Annotated in this window: 12 protein-coding genes; all 12 read right to left on the reverse strand. The window is 41.4% G+C overall.

All coding sequences use genetic code 11. The features are described 5' to 3' along the window. On the reverse strand, positions 1-1,191 hold a 1,191-nt coding region (locus tag G4420_RS00005; protein ID WP_163321584.1), incomplete at its 3' end, for a 3-keto-disaccharide hydrolase. 88 nt (positions 1,192-1,279) lie between these two features. Then, positions 1,280-2,890, reverse strand: coding sequence for a sulfatase family protein (locus G4420_RS00010; protein ID WP_163321585.1), 1,611 nt, complete (start codon positions 2,888-2,890; stop codon positions 1,280-1,282). 157 nt (positions 2,891-3,047) lie between these two features. After that, positions 3,048-4,154 (reverse strand): glycoside hydrolase family 88/105 protein, encoded by a 1,107-nt coding sequence (locus tag G4420_RS00015; protein WP_163321586.1) that lies wholly within the window; start codon positions 4,152-4,154, stop codon positions 3,048-3,050. A 171-nt stretch (positions 4,155-4,325) separates the two neighbouring features. Then, positions 4,326-4,652, reverse strand: coding sequence for a glycoside hydrolase family 88 protein (locus G4420_RS00020; protein WP_262888316.1), 327 nt, complete (start codon positions 4,650-4,652; stop codon positions 4,326-4,328). A gap of 92 nt (positions 4,653-4,744) precedes the next feature. Continuing rightward, positions 4,745-4,915 (reverse strand): hypothetical protein, encoded by a 171-nt coding sequence (locus G4420_RS00025; RefSeq protein WP_163321588.1) that lies wholly within the window; start codon positions 4,913-4,915, stop codon positions 4,745-4,747. A 148-nt stretch (positions 4,916-5,063) separates the two neighbouring features. Beyond that, the gene (locus G4420_RS00030; protein WP_163321589.1) at positions 5,064-6,161 is read right to left on the reverse strand and encodes a glycoside hydrolase 5 family protein; all 1,098 of its coding nucleotides are present in this window, start codon (positions 6,159-6,161) and stop codon (positions 5,064-5,066) included. Positions 6,162-6,192: 31 nt separating this feature from the next. Next, the gene (locus G4420_RS00035) at positions 6,193-7,935 is read right to left on the reverse strand and encodes a sialidase family protein (protein ID WP_163321590.1); all 1,743 of its coding nucleotides are present in this window, start codon (positions 7,933-7,935) and stop codon (positions 6,193-6,195) included. Between the two features lie 4 nt (positions 7,936-7,939). Further along, a complete protein-coding gene (locus tag G4420_RS00040) occupies positions 7,940-8,914 on the reverse strand; it encodes a glycoside hydrolase family 43 protein (RefSeq protein WP_163321591.1) in 975 nt (324 codons plus the stop codon). Positions 8,915-9,206: 292 nt separating this feature from the next. Next, complete coding sequence (locus G4420_RS00045) at positions 9,207-10,190, reverse strand: glycoside hydrolase family 43 protein (RefSeq protein WP_163321592.1); 984 nt, start codon at positions 10,188-10,190, stop codon at positions 9,207-9,209. A 104-nt stretch (positions 10,191-10,294) separates the two neighbouring features. Continuing rightward, positions 10,295-11,323, reverse strand: a complete 1,029-nt coding sequence (locus tag G4420_RS00050) for a glycoside hydrolase family 43 protein (protein ID WP_163321593.1) — start codon at positions 11,321-11,323, stop codon at positions 10,295-10,297. A gap of 77 nt (positions 11,324-11,400) precedes the next feature. Continuing rightward, a complete protein-coding gene (locus G4420_RS00055) occupies positions 11,401-12,951 on the reverse strand; it encodes a RagB/SusD family nutrient uptake outer membrane protein (protein WP_163321594.1) in 1,551 nt (516 codons plus the stop codon). Between the two features lie 12 nt (positions 12,952-12,963). Next, entirely contained in the window at positions 12,964-16,242 is a 3,279-nt protein-coding gene (locus tag G4420_RS00060) for a TonB-dependent receptor (protein ID WP_246241498.1), read from the reverse strand. Positions 16,243-16,328 lie beyond the last annotated feature (86 nt).

The raw sequence follows: 16,328 nt of genomic DNA on the forward strand, positions 1-16,328 counted from the left end.
TTCAACCCGTGCGCGGTTCCAGCTGTTTATGCCGTTAAATCGTTTCTGCTGGAGATTTGGATCATAAAACTTTCCGTTGGCCGGAATCAGATCGTAAAGCGACGCCAGTGTGCGGTTGCCCAGCACTCCTTTTTTTGCATCGGGGTGTTTTTTGTCGTCAAGGATCTGGAATTCGCACCCAATTGCCGAACCTTCTCCTTTGTTCAGATTGCCTTGTACAAAATATTTTATTCCGCTGTTGGCTCCTTCAGTCAGGTTAAAATCAACTTCCAGAACAAAGTTTTTATACATTTTTTCGGTAACGATATCACCGCCATTTCCTGATTCTGCTCCATCGGCTTTTTCAACCACCAAAGTGCCGTCTTCAATGTGCCAGCCTCGTTGCGGGAAGTTATCCAGTTTTACTCCGCGCCAGCCTTTTGTGGTTTTCCCATCCCAAAGCAATTTCCAGCCATTGCTCTTTTCTTTTTCGGTAAGCGTATTGGTTAAATAACTCACTTCCCGAACTCCTTCCGGCATTGGCATACGGACGCTTTCCAGGTTTTCGGTTTTAATTCGGATATTTTTCCAGCGAATGGTTTTGCCTTCCTTTTCTGTACTGTTTCCGATTGAGTGCACCTGAAGTGCGATAAAACCTTCGGCAGTTAAATCGTCAACCAGGTTGGCAACCGGCTGTCCGTTTATCCAGGTGCGGATGGTATTGCCAATGGCTTCCACACGGTATTTATTCCATTCGCCGTTTTTGTAGGCTTTTTTTGCCGGCTGGTTGTATTCCAGCGGGTAAAGCCAGCCGCGGCGTGCCTCATCGTAAATTCCTCCCGACCAGCGTCTTTCTGAATCGTCGCACTCTACCTGGTAGCCGTGAACGCGGCCATCTCTGTAATCTTTCAGACTGTTGCTTCGGATTTGCACTCCTGAATTCAATCCGGCTTCCATTTTCATTTCGTATTCCAAAATAAAATCGCCGTAGTTTTTTTCAGTAGCTAAAAATGTGTTTGGAGTACCTGCTTTACTGGTGCCGATTATCTCGCCATCTTCAATTTTATACTCGGCTGTTCCGTTTAATACTTTCCAGCCTTTTAATGTTTTGCCATCGAATAGTTGTTTCCATTCGTTGGATGATTTGTTAGTATAAGCATTTCCTAACAAGGAAAGCACCACTAGCAAACCAGATAATACGAATACTCTCATTGGTTCTTTTTTTACAATATTCATTATACTTTTTTAATTCATTAAGGTTCGTATTCTAATACATTGTCCTATTGTCCGGAGTTATTTACTACTTCTCAGGTGCCGGAAATTCGCGCATTGGACTGTATCGAATATACGAATCAAAAACTTCCTTATCCGGCCCTACAACACGCGGATCGCCTGATTTCTTCAATTCACTCATCAGCGCATCTTTCATTTCCTGTTCTATGGCCGAATATTCCGGATTCCCTGCCAGATTGCTCAGACAATACGGGTCGTTTTTTATGTCGAAAAATTCAACTTCAGGCCTTTTTGCAACCGCCAGATTAAAATAAGGTTGAATTTCGGACTCATCGTAATGTTCCACAGTGTACGATTTTGTGGGACACGCATCAATGTCGGTAAATGCCCAGTCGGAATGGTGCTGTCCATCTTCATCAATTCCATACATCGGCAATAATTCATCCTCTGTTCCGGGTTTTATTCGCTGAGGAGCACCGGCAGGCCAACGTTCGGGTTTAATGTTCCAGATGTACAGAAAATCTTTGCTGCGAATCATTCGCTGCGGGTACCCCCGGTTTTCATAACGTGAAGACGAGTGTCTTTCACGCCCTGAAAATACATACTTTTTGGAAGGATCGACAATTCCCTGTTTCTTCGATTCAAGAATATTAATCATACTTTCTCCCGACATGGAAAGCATGCCTTCGGAACCGGTTTTTGTAATAGAAAGAATGGTTGGAGCAAGGTCGGCAAAACTTACAGGAACGTCGACTACACGCCCTCCGGGAAAGTCTTTTGGAAACCGAATGGCCATAGGAACATGTATACCATAATCGTACCCATTGGCTTTTGCCCGTGGGAACGGCATTCCATTGTCGGCCGTAACAATTACTATGGTATTTTCCAGTTCGCCAATTTCATCAAGATACTGGAGCATTCGTTGCAAATGCAAATCAAACCATTCTATTTCAACTGCATAATCAAGCATATCTCCCCGTATAATGCCGTTATCCGGGAAAAACTCAGGTACCTTTTTTATGTCATGCTGATTTTTGTTGTTTCGTTTCCATGAATCCTCTTCGTAACCACGGTGTGGCTCTTTAGCGCCATACCAGAAGAAAAATGGTTTATCGCCCTTAACATTTTCAAGAAAAAATTTGAAATTTTCGAAGTAGTTGATGTCGCTAATTCCGTTGGCGGTTCGTTCATCGCCAGGCGTTCCTTTTTTGTATACAATATGGCTATGTTCGATACCCGCCGCATTGGTCGATCGCCAAAGTGAGTCATTTGATGAACGGGCATACTGGAATGGATCGACACCTTTCCCGGTTCTGCCGGTGGCATAACCGTTAGCTTCGAGCAAATCAACGAATGGAATGTGTTTTTTCATCCATGAAGAAGCGTGTTGCCCCGATTGCTCATTTTGCCAGTGGTGGCGGCCTGTAACAATCGAACTGCGGCTTGGCGCACATCCCGGAGATCCGGCAATACAATTGCTAAAATAAACACCTTCACGAGCCACCCGGTCGAAGCCCGGAGTATTTACAAACTTGCAACCTGCAAAGCTTGTGTGTGCAAATGATTGGTCGTCGCTGATCGCAAAAAAGATATTTGGCCTGTTATCTTTTCTGTTTGCCGATGATACAAACGAAAATAACAGAATTAATATGAATAAACCAGACTTTATTTCCTTCATGAAACTTACATTTTGACTATTGAATTATTGTCATTTCAGTACATTTTTTTTTGTTCTTCCCCACTTCAAATAGTGATATGAAACTACACTAACAGCAGGATCAGAATATTCACTTTTTTCGTTCATTAGCTCGTGATAATTTTTGAAGCGAAGCTGCCTATTTCTCTAAAAGAGCATTTACACACCATATATATGGAGCCTGTCCATGAAAATCTCCGACAGGGCGTGGACGATCATAATAATATTGTTTATCGTTCTTTTTACCTGTTCCAATACAAACTTCGGTTACGTTACCCTGTTCATCAATATACGGTACCATGGCTAACCAGGCCTGACGTGCCGCCGGACCATACTCTTCAGCATCAAGCCAACCATGTTTAACGCCCATGATAAATGCGTAGGTAAACATTGCTGTTCCTGATGTTTCGGGCCAAAAATCCGGTTCATCAATGAGTTGATTCCACATACCACCTGGGCTTTGATACGCTTTAAGACTTTTCATCATAGCTAAGTAACCTTCCATAATACGTGGACGATCCTTGTGATTCTCAGGCAAATCATAAAGTAAATCGGCCATTCCTACTGCCATCCACCCATTTCCTCTCGCCCAGTAATAAGGCACATCAGGAGCGTGATAGAAAAGTCCGTTGGGACGTTGTATTTCATCCAGATAAAGCACCATTTCATTTGCCGCCCGATCAATATATTTCGGATCACCGGTTACTTTATATGCCTGATTCTGTACAACTGTGATCATATACATATCGTCGATCCAAAGGCGGGTTTGCCATGAATATCCTTGTTCATGCCATTTGCGTTCTTCTTCGTTTGCATTGGGTGGAAGCATCCACTGCGAATCAGCATAAGGCAATCCAAGTTCGAGGTAACGTTCATCTTTGGTCATGGTATATAATCTCAAAGGCAGGCTGCCAAACATATTCTGATCGACATGAATCGGCGGAGGAAGAAGGTCTTTTTCGATATGAAACAATAATTCAAAACGTGTTCTCAGCTCCTTTAATAATTTTTGATCGTTGGTAAGTTCGGCAAATTTAAGCGCCCCGTACCAGGTGCAAACTTCAGCATAATGAATACCTCGGTCGCCATAAAGCTGGTGTTTACTCTCCAGAAATCGTTTGCTTAGCTTATCGCCAACAGTTTTGGGATTTGCCATTACAGGAAAATCATCAAAATAATTTTGAGCTACGCAAATATTAGTCAACAACAGTGCAACTGCCAGTAATAAATAAGTTGATAGTTTCATTTTTTGATAGATTTATTCAAAGTTTAGATTGGTTTCAAAGTAAAGGTTGAAAATAACAGTTATGATGTACTTTTCATAGTACAATTGTTCTTTTTTAAAGACAAATATACTTTAGACCTTTGACAGGCAGCTCACCATACATATTGACATTCTTTTCGAATGTACTGTCTTCTATTCTTCCAAAAGCGCATTCAAACACCAAAGGTACGGAGCCTGCCCGTGATAATCTCCTTTTCTTCGTGGACGGTCGTAATAGTATTGCTTATCATTTTTTTTGTTGGTGCCAACACAAACTTCCGCTACTGCCCCATTTTCATCAACGCACGGAACCGGAGCCATCCAGGCTTTGCGGGCTACGGGTGCATACTCTTCAGCATCGAGCCAGCCATGTCTAACACCTATAATAAAAGCATAGGCAAACATAGCTGGCCCCTGATTTCCTTTGTCAAAAATCGGATGAACCATCAAATCAGTAAAAGTTCCTTTTGGATTATCGATAACGGCTACACCAAATCTGAAACTATACGGTTCTCTGGTTGGATATTAGCGCCAACCAGTACAAAACAGCGGACAAACTTACGATCGTCTTCCTACACCTCCGGAGCCCGGAAATTGACAATATTCCACGTATCGATAGTATTGTCCTGATAAATATGGCCATCCTCCTTGAAGTTTTGCAAGTAGGAAGATGAATACATTTTAAAGTCGTCTTTTACGCGACCGGTTCCGATCATGTAATAAATTCCATCCCACGCTTTCAAAATATATCGATTTCCAGACTTTGCAGCAGAGGATTATCAATTTTCTAATCTGAAGGTCAGGCTGGTACGCCTTAAAAAAAAGCAACAATTGCGATGAGGAAAATATAAAATCACCTGCTAATTATCTCTCGTTAAAAATTTAGTAAAACTATTCTACGCCGGTTAAACTTTTAATTGCATCAACCTCTTCATGGCTGTAAGGTGTTCCATCTGGGTGGAAAATCTCGTGAAACCAAAGTGCGGGCTCCGATCCATCCGGAATAGGTTCGTCCCATGCATATTTAGTGTTCGATTTTCCTGCTACCAATCCCCAGTTAATTGCTCCTATATTTTCTTTGTGAAGAATCGGCATTATATTCTGGAAATAACTGTTGTTGCGGCGCGCCATATACTCGGTACAAACCATTGGCAGATCTCTTGTTTTCAATGTATCGATTGCAGCCTGATGTTGTTCAGGACCTTCATAATTGTGATAAGTGATAATATCGGAATTTTCCAGCTGAAATTTATTCAGATCTGTTAAAGAAGCATTCCAAACACCTACCGAAACCGGTTGTGACGGGCGGATTTCCCAGGCCCAGTTAAATACATTTTGTAATAAAGGCATGGAACGGTTACCGTAACCAGAGTTACCAGGCTCGTTATATAGATCCCAAATTGCAATCCTGTTATCGTTGTTGAAAGTTGTTAAAACATCTTTTACGTAGGCTTCTAAAGTTGTTACCAATTCAGGATCTTCAAAAATTAAATCACCTGGATCGCGTACCCATCCTGAGTTATGAACGCCCGGTTTAGGATCGGGTTGTTTACCGGCCTGGTAAGTTGCATTCCAGCAATCATCGAAAAACACAAAAATGGTTTTTATTCCGTGGCTGTCTGCAATTTCAAGATACTGACTCATTCGTTTCTTGAAACCTTCCTTATCTACTTCCCAGGCAACGTGGTGCAGATACACCCGCATACAATTCATACCAATCTCTTCGGCCCAGCCCAACTCACGATCGATGGTTTCCGGATCGAAACTTTCTGCCTGCCAGGTTTCCAACTGATTAATTGCTGTACTCGGATTAAAATTACAACCCCGAAGCCAGCCGTGCTCATCACCCCAGGCTTTAGCTTGTTCCACAGTCCATATCTTGGCAACAGGTTCTGTTTTTACTATCTTTTCTTCAGCATTTTTAGTTTTAGTCTGACAAGCTGAAAATGCTACAACAGCTACAAGCATAAAAAAAACTACTCGTTTCATTTCTGTATTGATTTATTTAAAGTTGATATTTCTATTTAATTATTGCCAGACACCAGGTGTAAGGGCTGTTTTCTTCGCAATTCGCCAATGGTTCATCCACTCTGCCAGTTGTTGCCTGATACGTCAACACAAAGTTCACCCCTATTTCGTCAGGCAGAATATTGTTGAACATTTGCAATGGTATAGCCAATTCGAGTTGACTTTTACTGCCAACATTTTTCACCACACATTGCAAATCTGCCGGCACACTTTCTTCTTCCCAGCCACCATAGCTTCCCTGTTTGATATCCAATTGTCCATCGAATCCACATTCAAACGAATAAATACCTTCATGAGGTTTTTCGTATCCGGTTCGATGCGTATCAATCCGGAAAGTAACTTTATTACTGTTGATGTATTCAGCCAACAGGTTACTTACTTTCATCCCTACGTACAAAAAATGCTCATCAATACATAGCGATGCGGACAAATTCGTATTGCTTTCGTGCCCAACAAAATATGGCCAATCCTTCTGCCAGCATTCTTCAGCAAAAGCTCCATCAACTGCTGCTGTCCCTGACTTTATTTCGTATTCAGGAATTACATGGCCTTTAATCATCCACACTTCGGTTGCACTGTACGAATAGGCATTGGTTGAAGTGAGGGCAACCGGAACTGAACCATCTTCGATAACTGAAACTGAGTTCCACAGTCCCCATTTTGACAGTGGAATTTTAAAGGGTACACTTCTGTTTTTGAATTGCCTTCCTGAGTCATTTCCAATCTCAATATGCTGGCATGAACGATCCCACAAATCGCTGCGGTTCCATGTTGACTGATAGGAAAGTAAAACTTCACCGGTTTTTAACCTGGCCAAATAAGGGCCGCCAGCATAAACAGCCTCATCAAATGGATCCTCCAGCGGATGGTAATCCCTGCGAACATCATCAGCAGTTACATAGCCATCCGTCCAGTTATCCGGTATCTTCTCATGATAAATACCGGGTTTAAATTGTCCAATCTTGTTGTCTTCAATAGCTACAATTATCTCCCCTTTATCTTCAAGCACAAGTGGAGCCGGCATACCATCGCGGCGTCCCTGTCTGAATCCGACAATTTCCGGCTCTTCCGTCCAATTATCCCCGTTATCCGTTGATCTTAGAACCGAAATATTTTGTTCGTCGGAAGAAGTATAAATTCCTTCGTTCGAGAAAAACAATTGCACCTCACCATCGGGCAACTGGGCAAATGAAGGCTCCCAACACCCATTGTTAAAAGTTGACTGCGCTTCATAAAGTAATTGTTCATCGAACCAATTTTCACCGCCATCAGTGCTTTTTCTTACTTTAATTCCAAATTTTCGATCATCAGAATACGGTTCAAGAGGACGTGGGTTGCAGGCAATCAGTAACGAATGATCACTCAATTCAATTAGATCAGGCACTGCCATATTGATGTTATTCTCTTTTGCAAAAATAATTTGCGGAACGCTCCATGTCAGCCCCAAATCATTACTGAATACCAGCTCAACATTGCCCGCCGAGGTTTCGTACACACAGGCCAATCGATTATTGTTTAACTGTATCAGTCGCGAATATCCGCAATAAGCTATTGTGCGGCCATCGGCAGGAGCAATTTTTACCATGCTGCTATAATCCCATGCAATTCTGGTCCCATTAATATTTTGTTTAATGGACGGAACTTCCCGTTCCTCTGCAATCCCGTCCTCTTTATTGCAGGCCATAAAAAAAACGATACAGTAAAGAAATCCTGTTATGAATAATATTCTGCTCATACTTCTATTTCAATTTCGGTATGATATAATCCGGGCCAATACTCATTGTTTTCTTTCCTCCTACAGTGGTAAACTCTACAGTGGTGATATACATATGACGAGGATGAATATTGGTTTGGCTATTGTGAGCATGAAATACTTTTCGAAGGTTTCCGTCCTTATCCGTAAACAGGGCACTATGTCCCACACCTACCAAATCTCCCGGTTTCTGATAAACCGGATTATTTTCATATTTCACCCATGGCCCATTAATATCTGACGCCGTTGCAACACCAATTCCATAAAACTGGCTTTCGTAGCTGTTGGCCGAATAGGTCATATAATAGGTACCATCGTGTTTTATCACGAATGCACCTTCGTTTACCCGCGGCCATACTTCTTCCCAAGCCTGAGAAACGTTAATGCATTTTGTCATGGTTTCTGTTTTTATCGTCGTCAAGTCGTCCTCCAACTCTGCCACCCAAATATTCAGGCCATCGTTAAAACGATCGAAAAATAAATATGGCTTGCCGTCGTCGTCAATAAACAACGAGTTATCGATACACTTTTCACCTTCAATCATTGGCTTGTAAACATCTTGTGTAAACGGTCCTAAAGGACTGTCGCTTGTTGCAACACAAATATGCTCGTCGGCCGAATAGTACATGTAAAACTTTCCGTTTACATGATAAACTTCTGGCGCCCAAAACCACCGGTCGGCCCATACATCCATTTTATTTAGTGCCAAACCTCTATCGGCGCCCTCCGGAATACTCCAGGTTAACAAGTCGTCTGAAACAAAGACTGCAATACCGTCATTCAAATACGTTCCGTAGGCATAATAAGAACCCTCCCAAAGCATAATAAAAGGATCGCCTAAAGGTACTTTTGCAATTTTCGGTTCGGGGTCTATCCCGGGATCTTCAGGTTGCGACTCACTACACGATGAAAACGGTAACAAGAATAATATTGCCACACAATACAAGAATATATTTTTCATACTTTATTTAATTTTTACGATCGTAACAGATCAGGTTTTTAAAAACACCAGCTGTTTGTTTTTGAAACCTTACAACCGGTTCTTTTGTCATCCTTCCAGGAATTTAGTTTCCGGTGAAATAAAAGTTCTGATATCTTCTTCCCATAACTTATGGGTATCCGACTAACAAAAAACTTCATTCCTGGAAAATAGTTCGGGGGGGATAATCGTACGTCAGAATTAGCCGGAGCCTGCCAATTGAGACCAACTACAGGCTGCCTTCAAACGATGTCCTTCAATAAAAACTGGCCGTTTATTTTTCTGCCACTACCGGCACAATAATTTTACCGGGTTCAACGGTGAACTTATACAGGCCAGAGCTGGCGTCCCACTCTTTTTTTACAGGAACTATTCTTGTTCTTCTAGGACTAACCTGATTATTACTAAAGTGAACATGATACACATAATACAACTGTCCGTTTGGTCCTTCAAAAAAGTCGCCGTGCCCCGAGCCGTTTTCATCTACTATGGAACGATGAATAATTGGGCTGTTCTTTTGCTTTATCCATGGTCCAAATGGCGAATCGGCAACCGCATAACCAACCGCATAATCGATATTTTTGAAGTGATTGGCTGAATAAAACAGATAGTATTTGTCTTTTAATTTGAAAACTGTTGGCCCCTCCATAATTGGTGCTGATTCGAAATTTGGAGTAGCTTCCCAGGGCTCGGTCTGATCAAAACATTTTTTCAATGTTTCCGGCTTTATTTTACCTTTTTCCATATCGAACTCAGCCACCCACAAGTAATTGCCGTTATTAAAGCGCACGTGATAAAGGTAGTACCTGCCATCTTCATCCTGAAAGATGAACGAGTCAATATTCTTCTCAGAACCGTCAATCGGAGCAACTTTATCTTGCTTGTAAGGCCCCATTAAGGAGTTTGATTTTGTCAATACGGTTTGCTCGTTGGCCGTGTACGACAAATAATAAGTTTCATTAACTCTGAATATCTGAGGAGCCCAGAAACCACTTTCTCCAAAAGCCTGATTTCCTTTTTTCATGATCATATGAATCCCGTTTGTTGAACCTGCCGGCGAATTCCAGGTTTTCAGGTCTTTGGATTCCAACATCGAGAATCCTGATGGTCCTACCCGGTGCCCTCCGGTTCCAGTCAAATAAAACGTATCTCCCTCCACATAAATCGTGGGATCAGCATAAAATATTTCCTGGATTTTCTGTGCCGCTACTTGTGTGGCAAAGAATAATATGAGCGAAAAGATGATTATTAATTTCATTATTAAGTTATTTAACGTCCATTCCTGTTTTTACGGCTTCATTATAATAGAGTAAAGGCGCTGCCGAGCATTATGTATTCCCTCATGTAAACACCAATGTGATGTTATTCCGTTACAATGCCAAAATGATTCACTAATCGATCGTATTCTTCTTTTGAAATAGTAATCATGCATCCATGCCTAACCGATGAAGGAAGACTGTATTTATCCCAATCACTGAAAAAGGTGTAACCCGATGCCTGGTACCATGGTCCATTCATGTTATCAGCGATAGAAAGACCATATGAAACACCTGGGTATTGCTCGTAATAGAGGTACCAGATTTTATTGTTTGGCGATGGAACAAGCATAGGTGCTTCCCTGAAATTAGGGCTTATTGATGGACCTGGCTCGGAATAGGGCCCGAGTAAAGATGGTGCCTTCGAAATTCGGATAGTTTTACCGGTAGTCCAGTAAAGCGTTGGGTAAGTTTCATCCTTTATTACCGCATAATAGTCGTCGCCAATTTTCCGTATAAAAACATCTATAGTTCCCATATCCCATTCGAACAATCGTGTTGGGTGATCAGAAAAAGTCTTCAAATCTTTCGACAATACATAAAGCGTTCTTTGGCTTGCCCAATAGGTTTCTCCTCCTTCTTTATGAGGCGTATGCCAGGTTACCACATACTGTTTTGAATCCTGATCGAAATAAATTTTTGGAGCTCCGATTCTTTGAAGTGCATACGAATAATCGGGAGTGCTTTTTAAATCAGGAGTAAGGGTACTGTATTTTTCCCAGTTAATTAAATCATCAGAAACCCAGAAGTTGATATCGGGTGACCCATCTCCCGTATTTCCTGCAATGTAATAACGACCGTCGTGCCCTTTACAAATATCGGGGTGTCCATGATAATCATCAAACACCCGCTTACGATCATTCAATGCGTGCCAATGCAAACCATCGAGACTAACCGAATAGTACAACTCGCCATAATCCTGATGGGTCATGTGTGCGAACAAGTAGGCTTCGTTTACGGGTTGCTCACCTTCTTTTACCTGGCCTGGCGGATCGGGCTGCTGCGCGTTTAAGCTTAACACACCAAACACCTGAAAAAAAAGAAAAAAGATAGTTACAAACTGCTTCGTTTTCATTGTAGGTAGGGTTTTAAAAAGTGAAAAAATCTACAAGACCTTTGAGTACAAAGGCCCTGTAGATTCCTATACAAAAATTAATACATAGGATTTTGATCCAAATTTGGATTATTATCAATTTCTGTTTGAGGAATAGGCATACGGCTTGACTTTCCTACAACAAAATTGCTAAAGTCCTGGTCGCGGCTTATCAATTCATTTAAACCTTCGCTTGATTCCCACAAATTCCATCTTTTCAGGTCGGCCCAACGCACACCTTCCAGACAAAGCTCCAGTGAACGTTCCATTTGCAAACGTTTTAGGAAATCATCTTTTGATGTAACAGCCGAAGCGTACAACGTACTATTTTCGAGTTTTGGAAGATTTGCACGTTCCCTAACCCTGTTAACACATTCGACTGCCAATGCAGGAGGTGTACCGCTTGAAAGCTCGGTCAAACATTCAGCATATAAAAGCAGCACATCGGCATAACGGATTACACGGAAATTTATAGGCGAGTAATAGTCTTCATGGTTCCTGTAGTAGTCGCCCTGATATTTCCTGAAGAAACAGTCGGTTCCCCATCCTGCTTGCCAGTCACGACCATAAATTTTTTCATCCGGATAATCTGTCTGTAGCTCCGGATAAAAAATACTGGCACGTAAACGAGGATCGATTTGTCCGTCGGTGGTTGATTCTTTTTTATACTCATCAACCAACCATCTTCTGGGTTGTCCATCGCACCAGCCAATACCTCTTGGAGCAAAAAACTGAGCCCTGTTTGATCCAACGTTTTGGTTAGGCACATCGCCGTCACCCCTTGGATTTACATCAGAGAACTGGATTTCAAAAACCGATTCGATATTATTCTCGGTGGTATGCATAAAATTGTCTTTGTAGTTAGCTACCAGGTCGTAATAACCGGCTCCGCCTCCTTCAACCAACCACGAAAGAGCATCTTTAGCCTCCTGCCATTCGTGCATCTGCATATGAACTTTTCCGAGAAGTGCCAATGCTGCACCTTTAGTCGGGCGTCCAAGATTGCTGTTGTCCCATTGATCAGGCAAACCATTTACTGCATCCTGAAGATCGAGTTTGATTTGATCATAAACCTGTGCTTCTGAAACTTGTTCAGGAATATCGTCAGGTTGGGAAGCGTTAAGCACCAAAGGAACATTATCAAACATCAGTGCAAGGTTGTAATAGTAAAATGCCCGAAGGAATTTAGCCTGTGCCAGTATGGCATCTTTGTCGGCCTGGTTGCTGAATTCTATTTCAGGAACATAGTCAAGCACCTGGTTGCAACGGAAAATAGCTTTATAGTGATCACGCCACATCCACCGGTTACCTTCCCAGAAGTTGTAGTTGAAATAAATAAACCGGGTCCACTCCTTCAATTCGTTCCACGGACTTTGACTGTATCCTTCGTCTGATGTCAGATCGAAGCGAAAATAGATCCAGCGTGTCCAACTGCCTGGTTTATAAAACATGGTATATACCGCATCCAGGCCCAATTGGGCATCTTCAGGGCTTTTCCAAAAAGTAGCCGTTGTTGGAAAGTTTGGGTTCTCTATATCAATAAGGTCTTCGGAGCAAGACATTGCCGAGAAAACCAGTACTAATAGGCTGTATATAAATATCTTTTTCATAATTTTTCTAAATTAGAATTGGAATGAAAGTGAAAAAACAACTGATTTCGGCGACGGATAAGCAGCATCATCCTGTCCTTTAACCCAGATATCGGGTGACTTAAATTCAGGATCGAGACCAGTATAATTAGTAATCGTAATAAGGTTTTGTCCTGTTACAGATACACGCATATTATCAAACACATTAAGCAGCTGTGCTTCAGGGAATGTATACCCCAACGTCATTTGTCTGATTTTGAAATACGATCCCTTTTCAATCCAGCGATCCTGATCACCACGTGCATTTCTGTTATCGGCATATATTACCCTTGGATTTTCTGTATTTGGATTTTCCTCGGTCCATCCTTTATATCCTGAAAGGTGGTTTGTATTGTCCGAGAATCCGCCCATCCAACTGGCAGCTCCATTAAATACATCCTGACCAAATGAGCCAAAACCGGCAAAACTGAAGTCGAAGTTTTTATAACTCACCTGACCATTTAATCCGATCTCAAATTTTGGCCATGGATTTCCGGTTATCGTTCTGTCCTCATTGTTAATTTGGCCATCGTCATTTACATCCACGTAGCGGATATCACCGGGTTTTGCATTGGGTTGAATAACGGTTCCGTCCGAATTTTTATGGGCCAGAACTTCGCCTTCATTCTGGAAAAGGCCATCTGTTTTAATCGTATAGAACATGGCTAACGGTTCACCAATTTCGGTTTTTGTTATCCAGGTATATTGCTCTACTTTTCCATAACCAAATTCCAGCACTTCATTTCTTAAACGCGTAAATGTTGCTCCCAGAGAATACTTAAATCCTCCTTTTGTATCTCTCCACGATCCTGAAAACTCAAATCCCTTGTTTCGTAAGCTTGCTGCATTAACATATGGATTTCCTCCATCATTTCCCGTTGTCAACAAAATTGGCATTGGTGTTAGTACATCTTTAGTTGTCGAGATGAAATACTCTGCACTAATTTGCAATTTACTATCAAGGAAAGCGGCATCAAGACCAAAGTTTTCCTGGGTTTGCTCTTCCCATTTAAGATCTGAATTTACCAGTTTTATTTGGGTCATACCATTTTCCAAATGCTGATCTGATCCAAAAACTGCAACCGGGAACGAGTTAAGAACTGCCACATAGTCCCAGTTACCAATGTTTACATTACCCAGTGTACCGTGACTGTATCTTAACTTTAAATCGTTAATCCACGGAACGTTAAAGAAATTTTCTTTACTTATTCTCCACCCTGCAGAAACCGATGGAAAGAATCCCCATTTATTATCGGGTGCAAATTTTGAAGAACCATCGTAACGGAATGTTGCACTCAATAAGTACTTTTCTGCATACGTGTAGTTCAATCGTCCGAAATACGAAATTAACGACGATTCGCCGATATTTCCCCAGGCATTCGGATCGGTGGTACCCGCATCAATTACATCAAAATAACGCTCGCCTACCTGAACCAGATTTTTCTTTTCGGCAGCAATCATTTCATAGTATGTATTCTGGTAAGAGTTACCGACAACTGCGCTAATATCGTGTTTACCAAACTGGTTTTTATAAGTTAAAGTATTCTCAATTAACTTATTTTCGAATTTGGCTTTATTTTCATATCGGGTAGAAGGCTCGTATGGTTGATTAAGCGTGAAATTTCCTTCTTTCCTTAACCATTTATGATTATCACGGCTTGTTTCGTAACCCAGGTTTAACTTATACTGAAAGCCTTTAAAAAGGTCAAGTGTGGCATAAAGATTACCCCTGATCCTCAGGTTCTCATCACTGTTATACATTAAATCTTCTGTAGCTATCGGATTCGATCCGAATGTTCTTGCCGTTGCTTCGTTCCCATATCCATAACCGCCAAAATTGTTTTCGTCGTATATCGGAATGATCGGTAACATTCGAAGTACATCAATATGTTTTGAAAAGACAGAATTCTGGTTTTCTACAAAGGTGTTGCTCACAGCCAGATTTTCACCAATAGTGAAAATACCTTTACTTCCCTCTGTATTTACCCTGAAACTGTAGCGCTCCATTGAAGTACCGTAAACGGTTCCCGGATTATCGTAATAATTCGTGGAAACCAGATACCTTCCGTCTTTGCTGCCACCTGAAAACGATAAATTATGATCCTGTACAATTGCAGTTTCAAAAACGGCATCATTCCAGTCGGTGTTTCCATCCATCCAGTTTGGAACCGCATGAACATCAGGAACACCATCAGCGATGGCTGTTTCGTATGCCTGAGTTGTGATATCAATCCACTCTTCGCGTCCCATTAAATCCATCATCGGAAGCTGATCAATGGAAAGTTTTCCGGTATAGTTTACTTTCATTTCGCCGGCAGCACCTTTCTTGGTCTCGATAATAATTACACCGTTGGCTGCTCTTGAACCGTAGATCGCTGCTGCAGAAGCATCTTTTAATACCTGGATTGACTCGATATCATTTACGTTAAAATCGCGATTACCAGATGTTGGCAATCCATCGATAATATACAAAGGATTATTGTTGGTAAAGTTACCCAACCCCCTGATTTCAACTACTGGTTCGCTGCCAATTCCGCCACTTGACCGGATGTTTACACCTGCAACAAGTCCTTGTATTGCATCGCCAACCGACAGTGCGCTAACGTTTTTAAACTCTTCAGCTTTAACAACAGATACTGCACCGGTTAAATCGGCCTTTTTTACCGTACCGTAACCAATGGCCACTACTTCCTCAATCCCAATAGCATCAACAACCATTGAAACATTAATACTAGTCTGTGTTCCAACTTCAATCTCCTGGGTAAGCATACCTACAAAGGAAAACTGAAGTATATCGCCTTCAGAAATATTTGTTAAGAAATATTCTCCATCAGCATTGGTAACAGTACCTTTTGTAGTACCTTTTACCACAACAGTCACACCTGGTAATGGCTCACCACTTATATCGGTAACTTTACCGGTAATTCCATTTTGTTGAGATCCAATCGCTATTCCAGTAGCCAGATTATACGCTTCTGAATGTTTGACAATTATATGTCGGTCCATTAATTCGTAGGTATATTCTGTTCCTGCAAAAACTTCCGAGAGGATATCTACGATATTGGAATTTGTTTGAGTAATGGATACCCTTTTCGATAGATCAACTTGTTCACTGTCATAAAAAAAGCGGAATTCACTGGTTTTTTCAATTTGTTCAAATAGTTCAGCTAGCCGGGCATTTTTCATGTCCAATGTTAACTTTGTTGATTGTGCATATGTAGAAGCCGAAACCTGCACAAATGCTACTACTACAAGCAAACATGTGATCTTCATAATTTTCATTAGTTTTTTGAAATGAGGCATACAACTCTCCCCATTGCAAATGTTAGTTTTTTTCATACATTTAACGTGTTAAAGTT

It is taken from the genome of Draconibacterium mangrovi (genome assembly GCF_010586825.1).
In the GTDB taxonomy this organism is placed as follows: domain Bacteria; phylum Bacteroidota; class Bacteroidia; order Bacteroidales; family Prolixibacteraceae; genus Draconibacterium; species Draconibacterium mangrovi.

Coding starts and splice junctions, on each gene's coding strand:
- G4420_RS00010 (WP_163321585.1), bottom strand. CDS start 2,890: ATGAAGGAAATAAAGTCTGGTTTATTCATATTAATTCTGTTATTTTCG.
- G4420_RS00015 (WP_163321586.1), bottom strand. CDS start 4,154: ATGAAACTATCAACTTATTTATTACTGGCAGTTGCACTGTTGTTGACT.
- G4420_RS00030 (WP_163321589.1), bottom strand. CDS start 6,161: ATGAAACGAGTAGTTTTTTTTATGCTTGTAGCTGTTGTAGCATTTTCA.
- G4420_RS00035 (WP_163321590.1), bottom strand. CDS start 7,935: ATGAGCAGAATATTATTCATAACAGGATTTCTTTACTGTATCGTTTTT.
- G4420_RS00040 (WP_163321591.1), bottom strand. CDS start 8,914: ATGAAAAATATATTCTTGTATTGTGTGGCAATATTATTCTTGTTACCG.
- G4420_RS00045 (WP_163321592.1), bottom strand. CDS start 10,190: ATGAAATTAATAATCATCTTTTCGCTCATATTATTCTTTGCCACACAA.
- G4420_RS00050 (WP_163321593.1), bottom strand. CDS start 11,323: ATGAAAACGAAGCAGTTTGTAACTATCTTTTTTCTTTTTTTTCAGGTG.
- G4420_RS00055 (WP_163321594.1), bottom strand. CDS start 12,951: ATGAAAAAGATATTTATATACAGCCTATTAGTACTGGTTTTCTCGGCA.
- G4420_RS00060 (WP_246241498.1), bottom strand. CDS start 16,242: ATGAAGATCACATGTTTGCTTGTAGTAGTAGCATTTGTGCAGGTTTCG.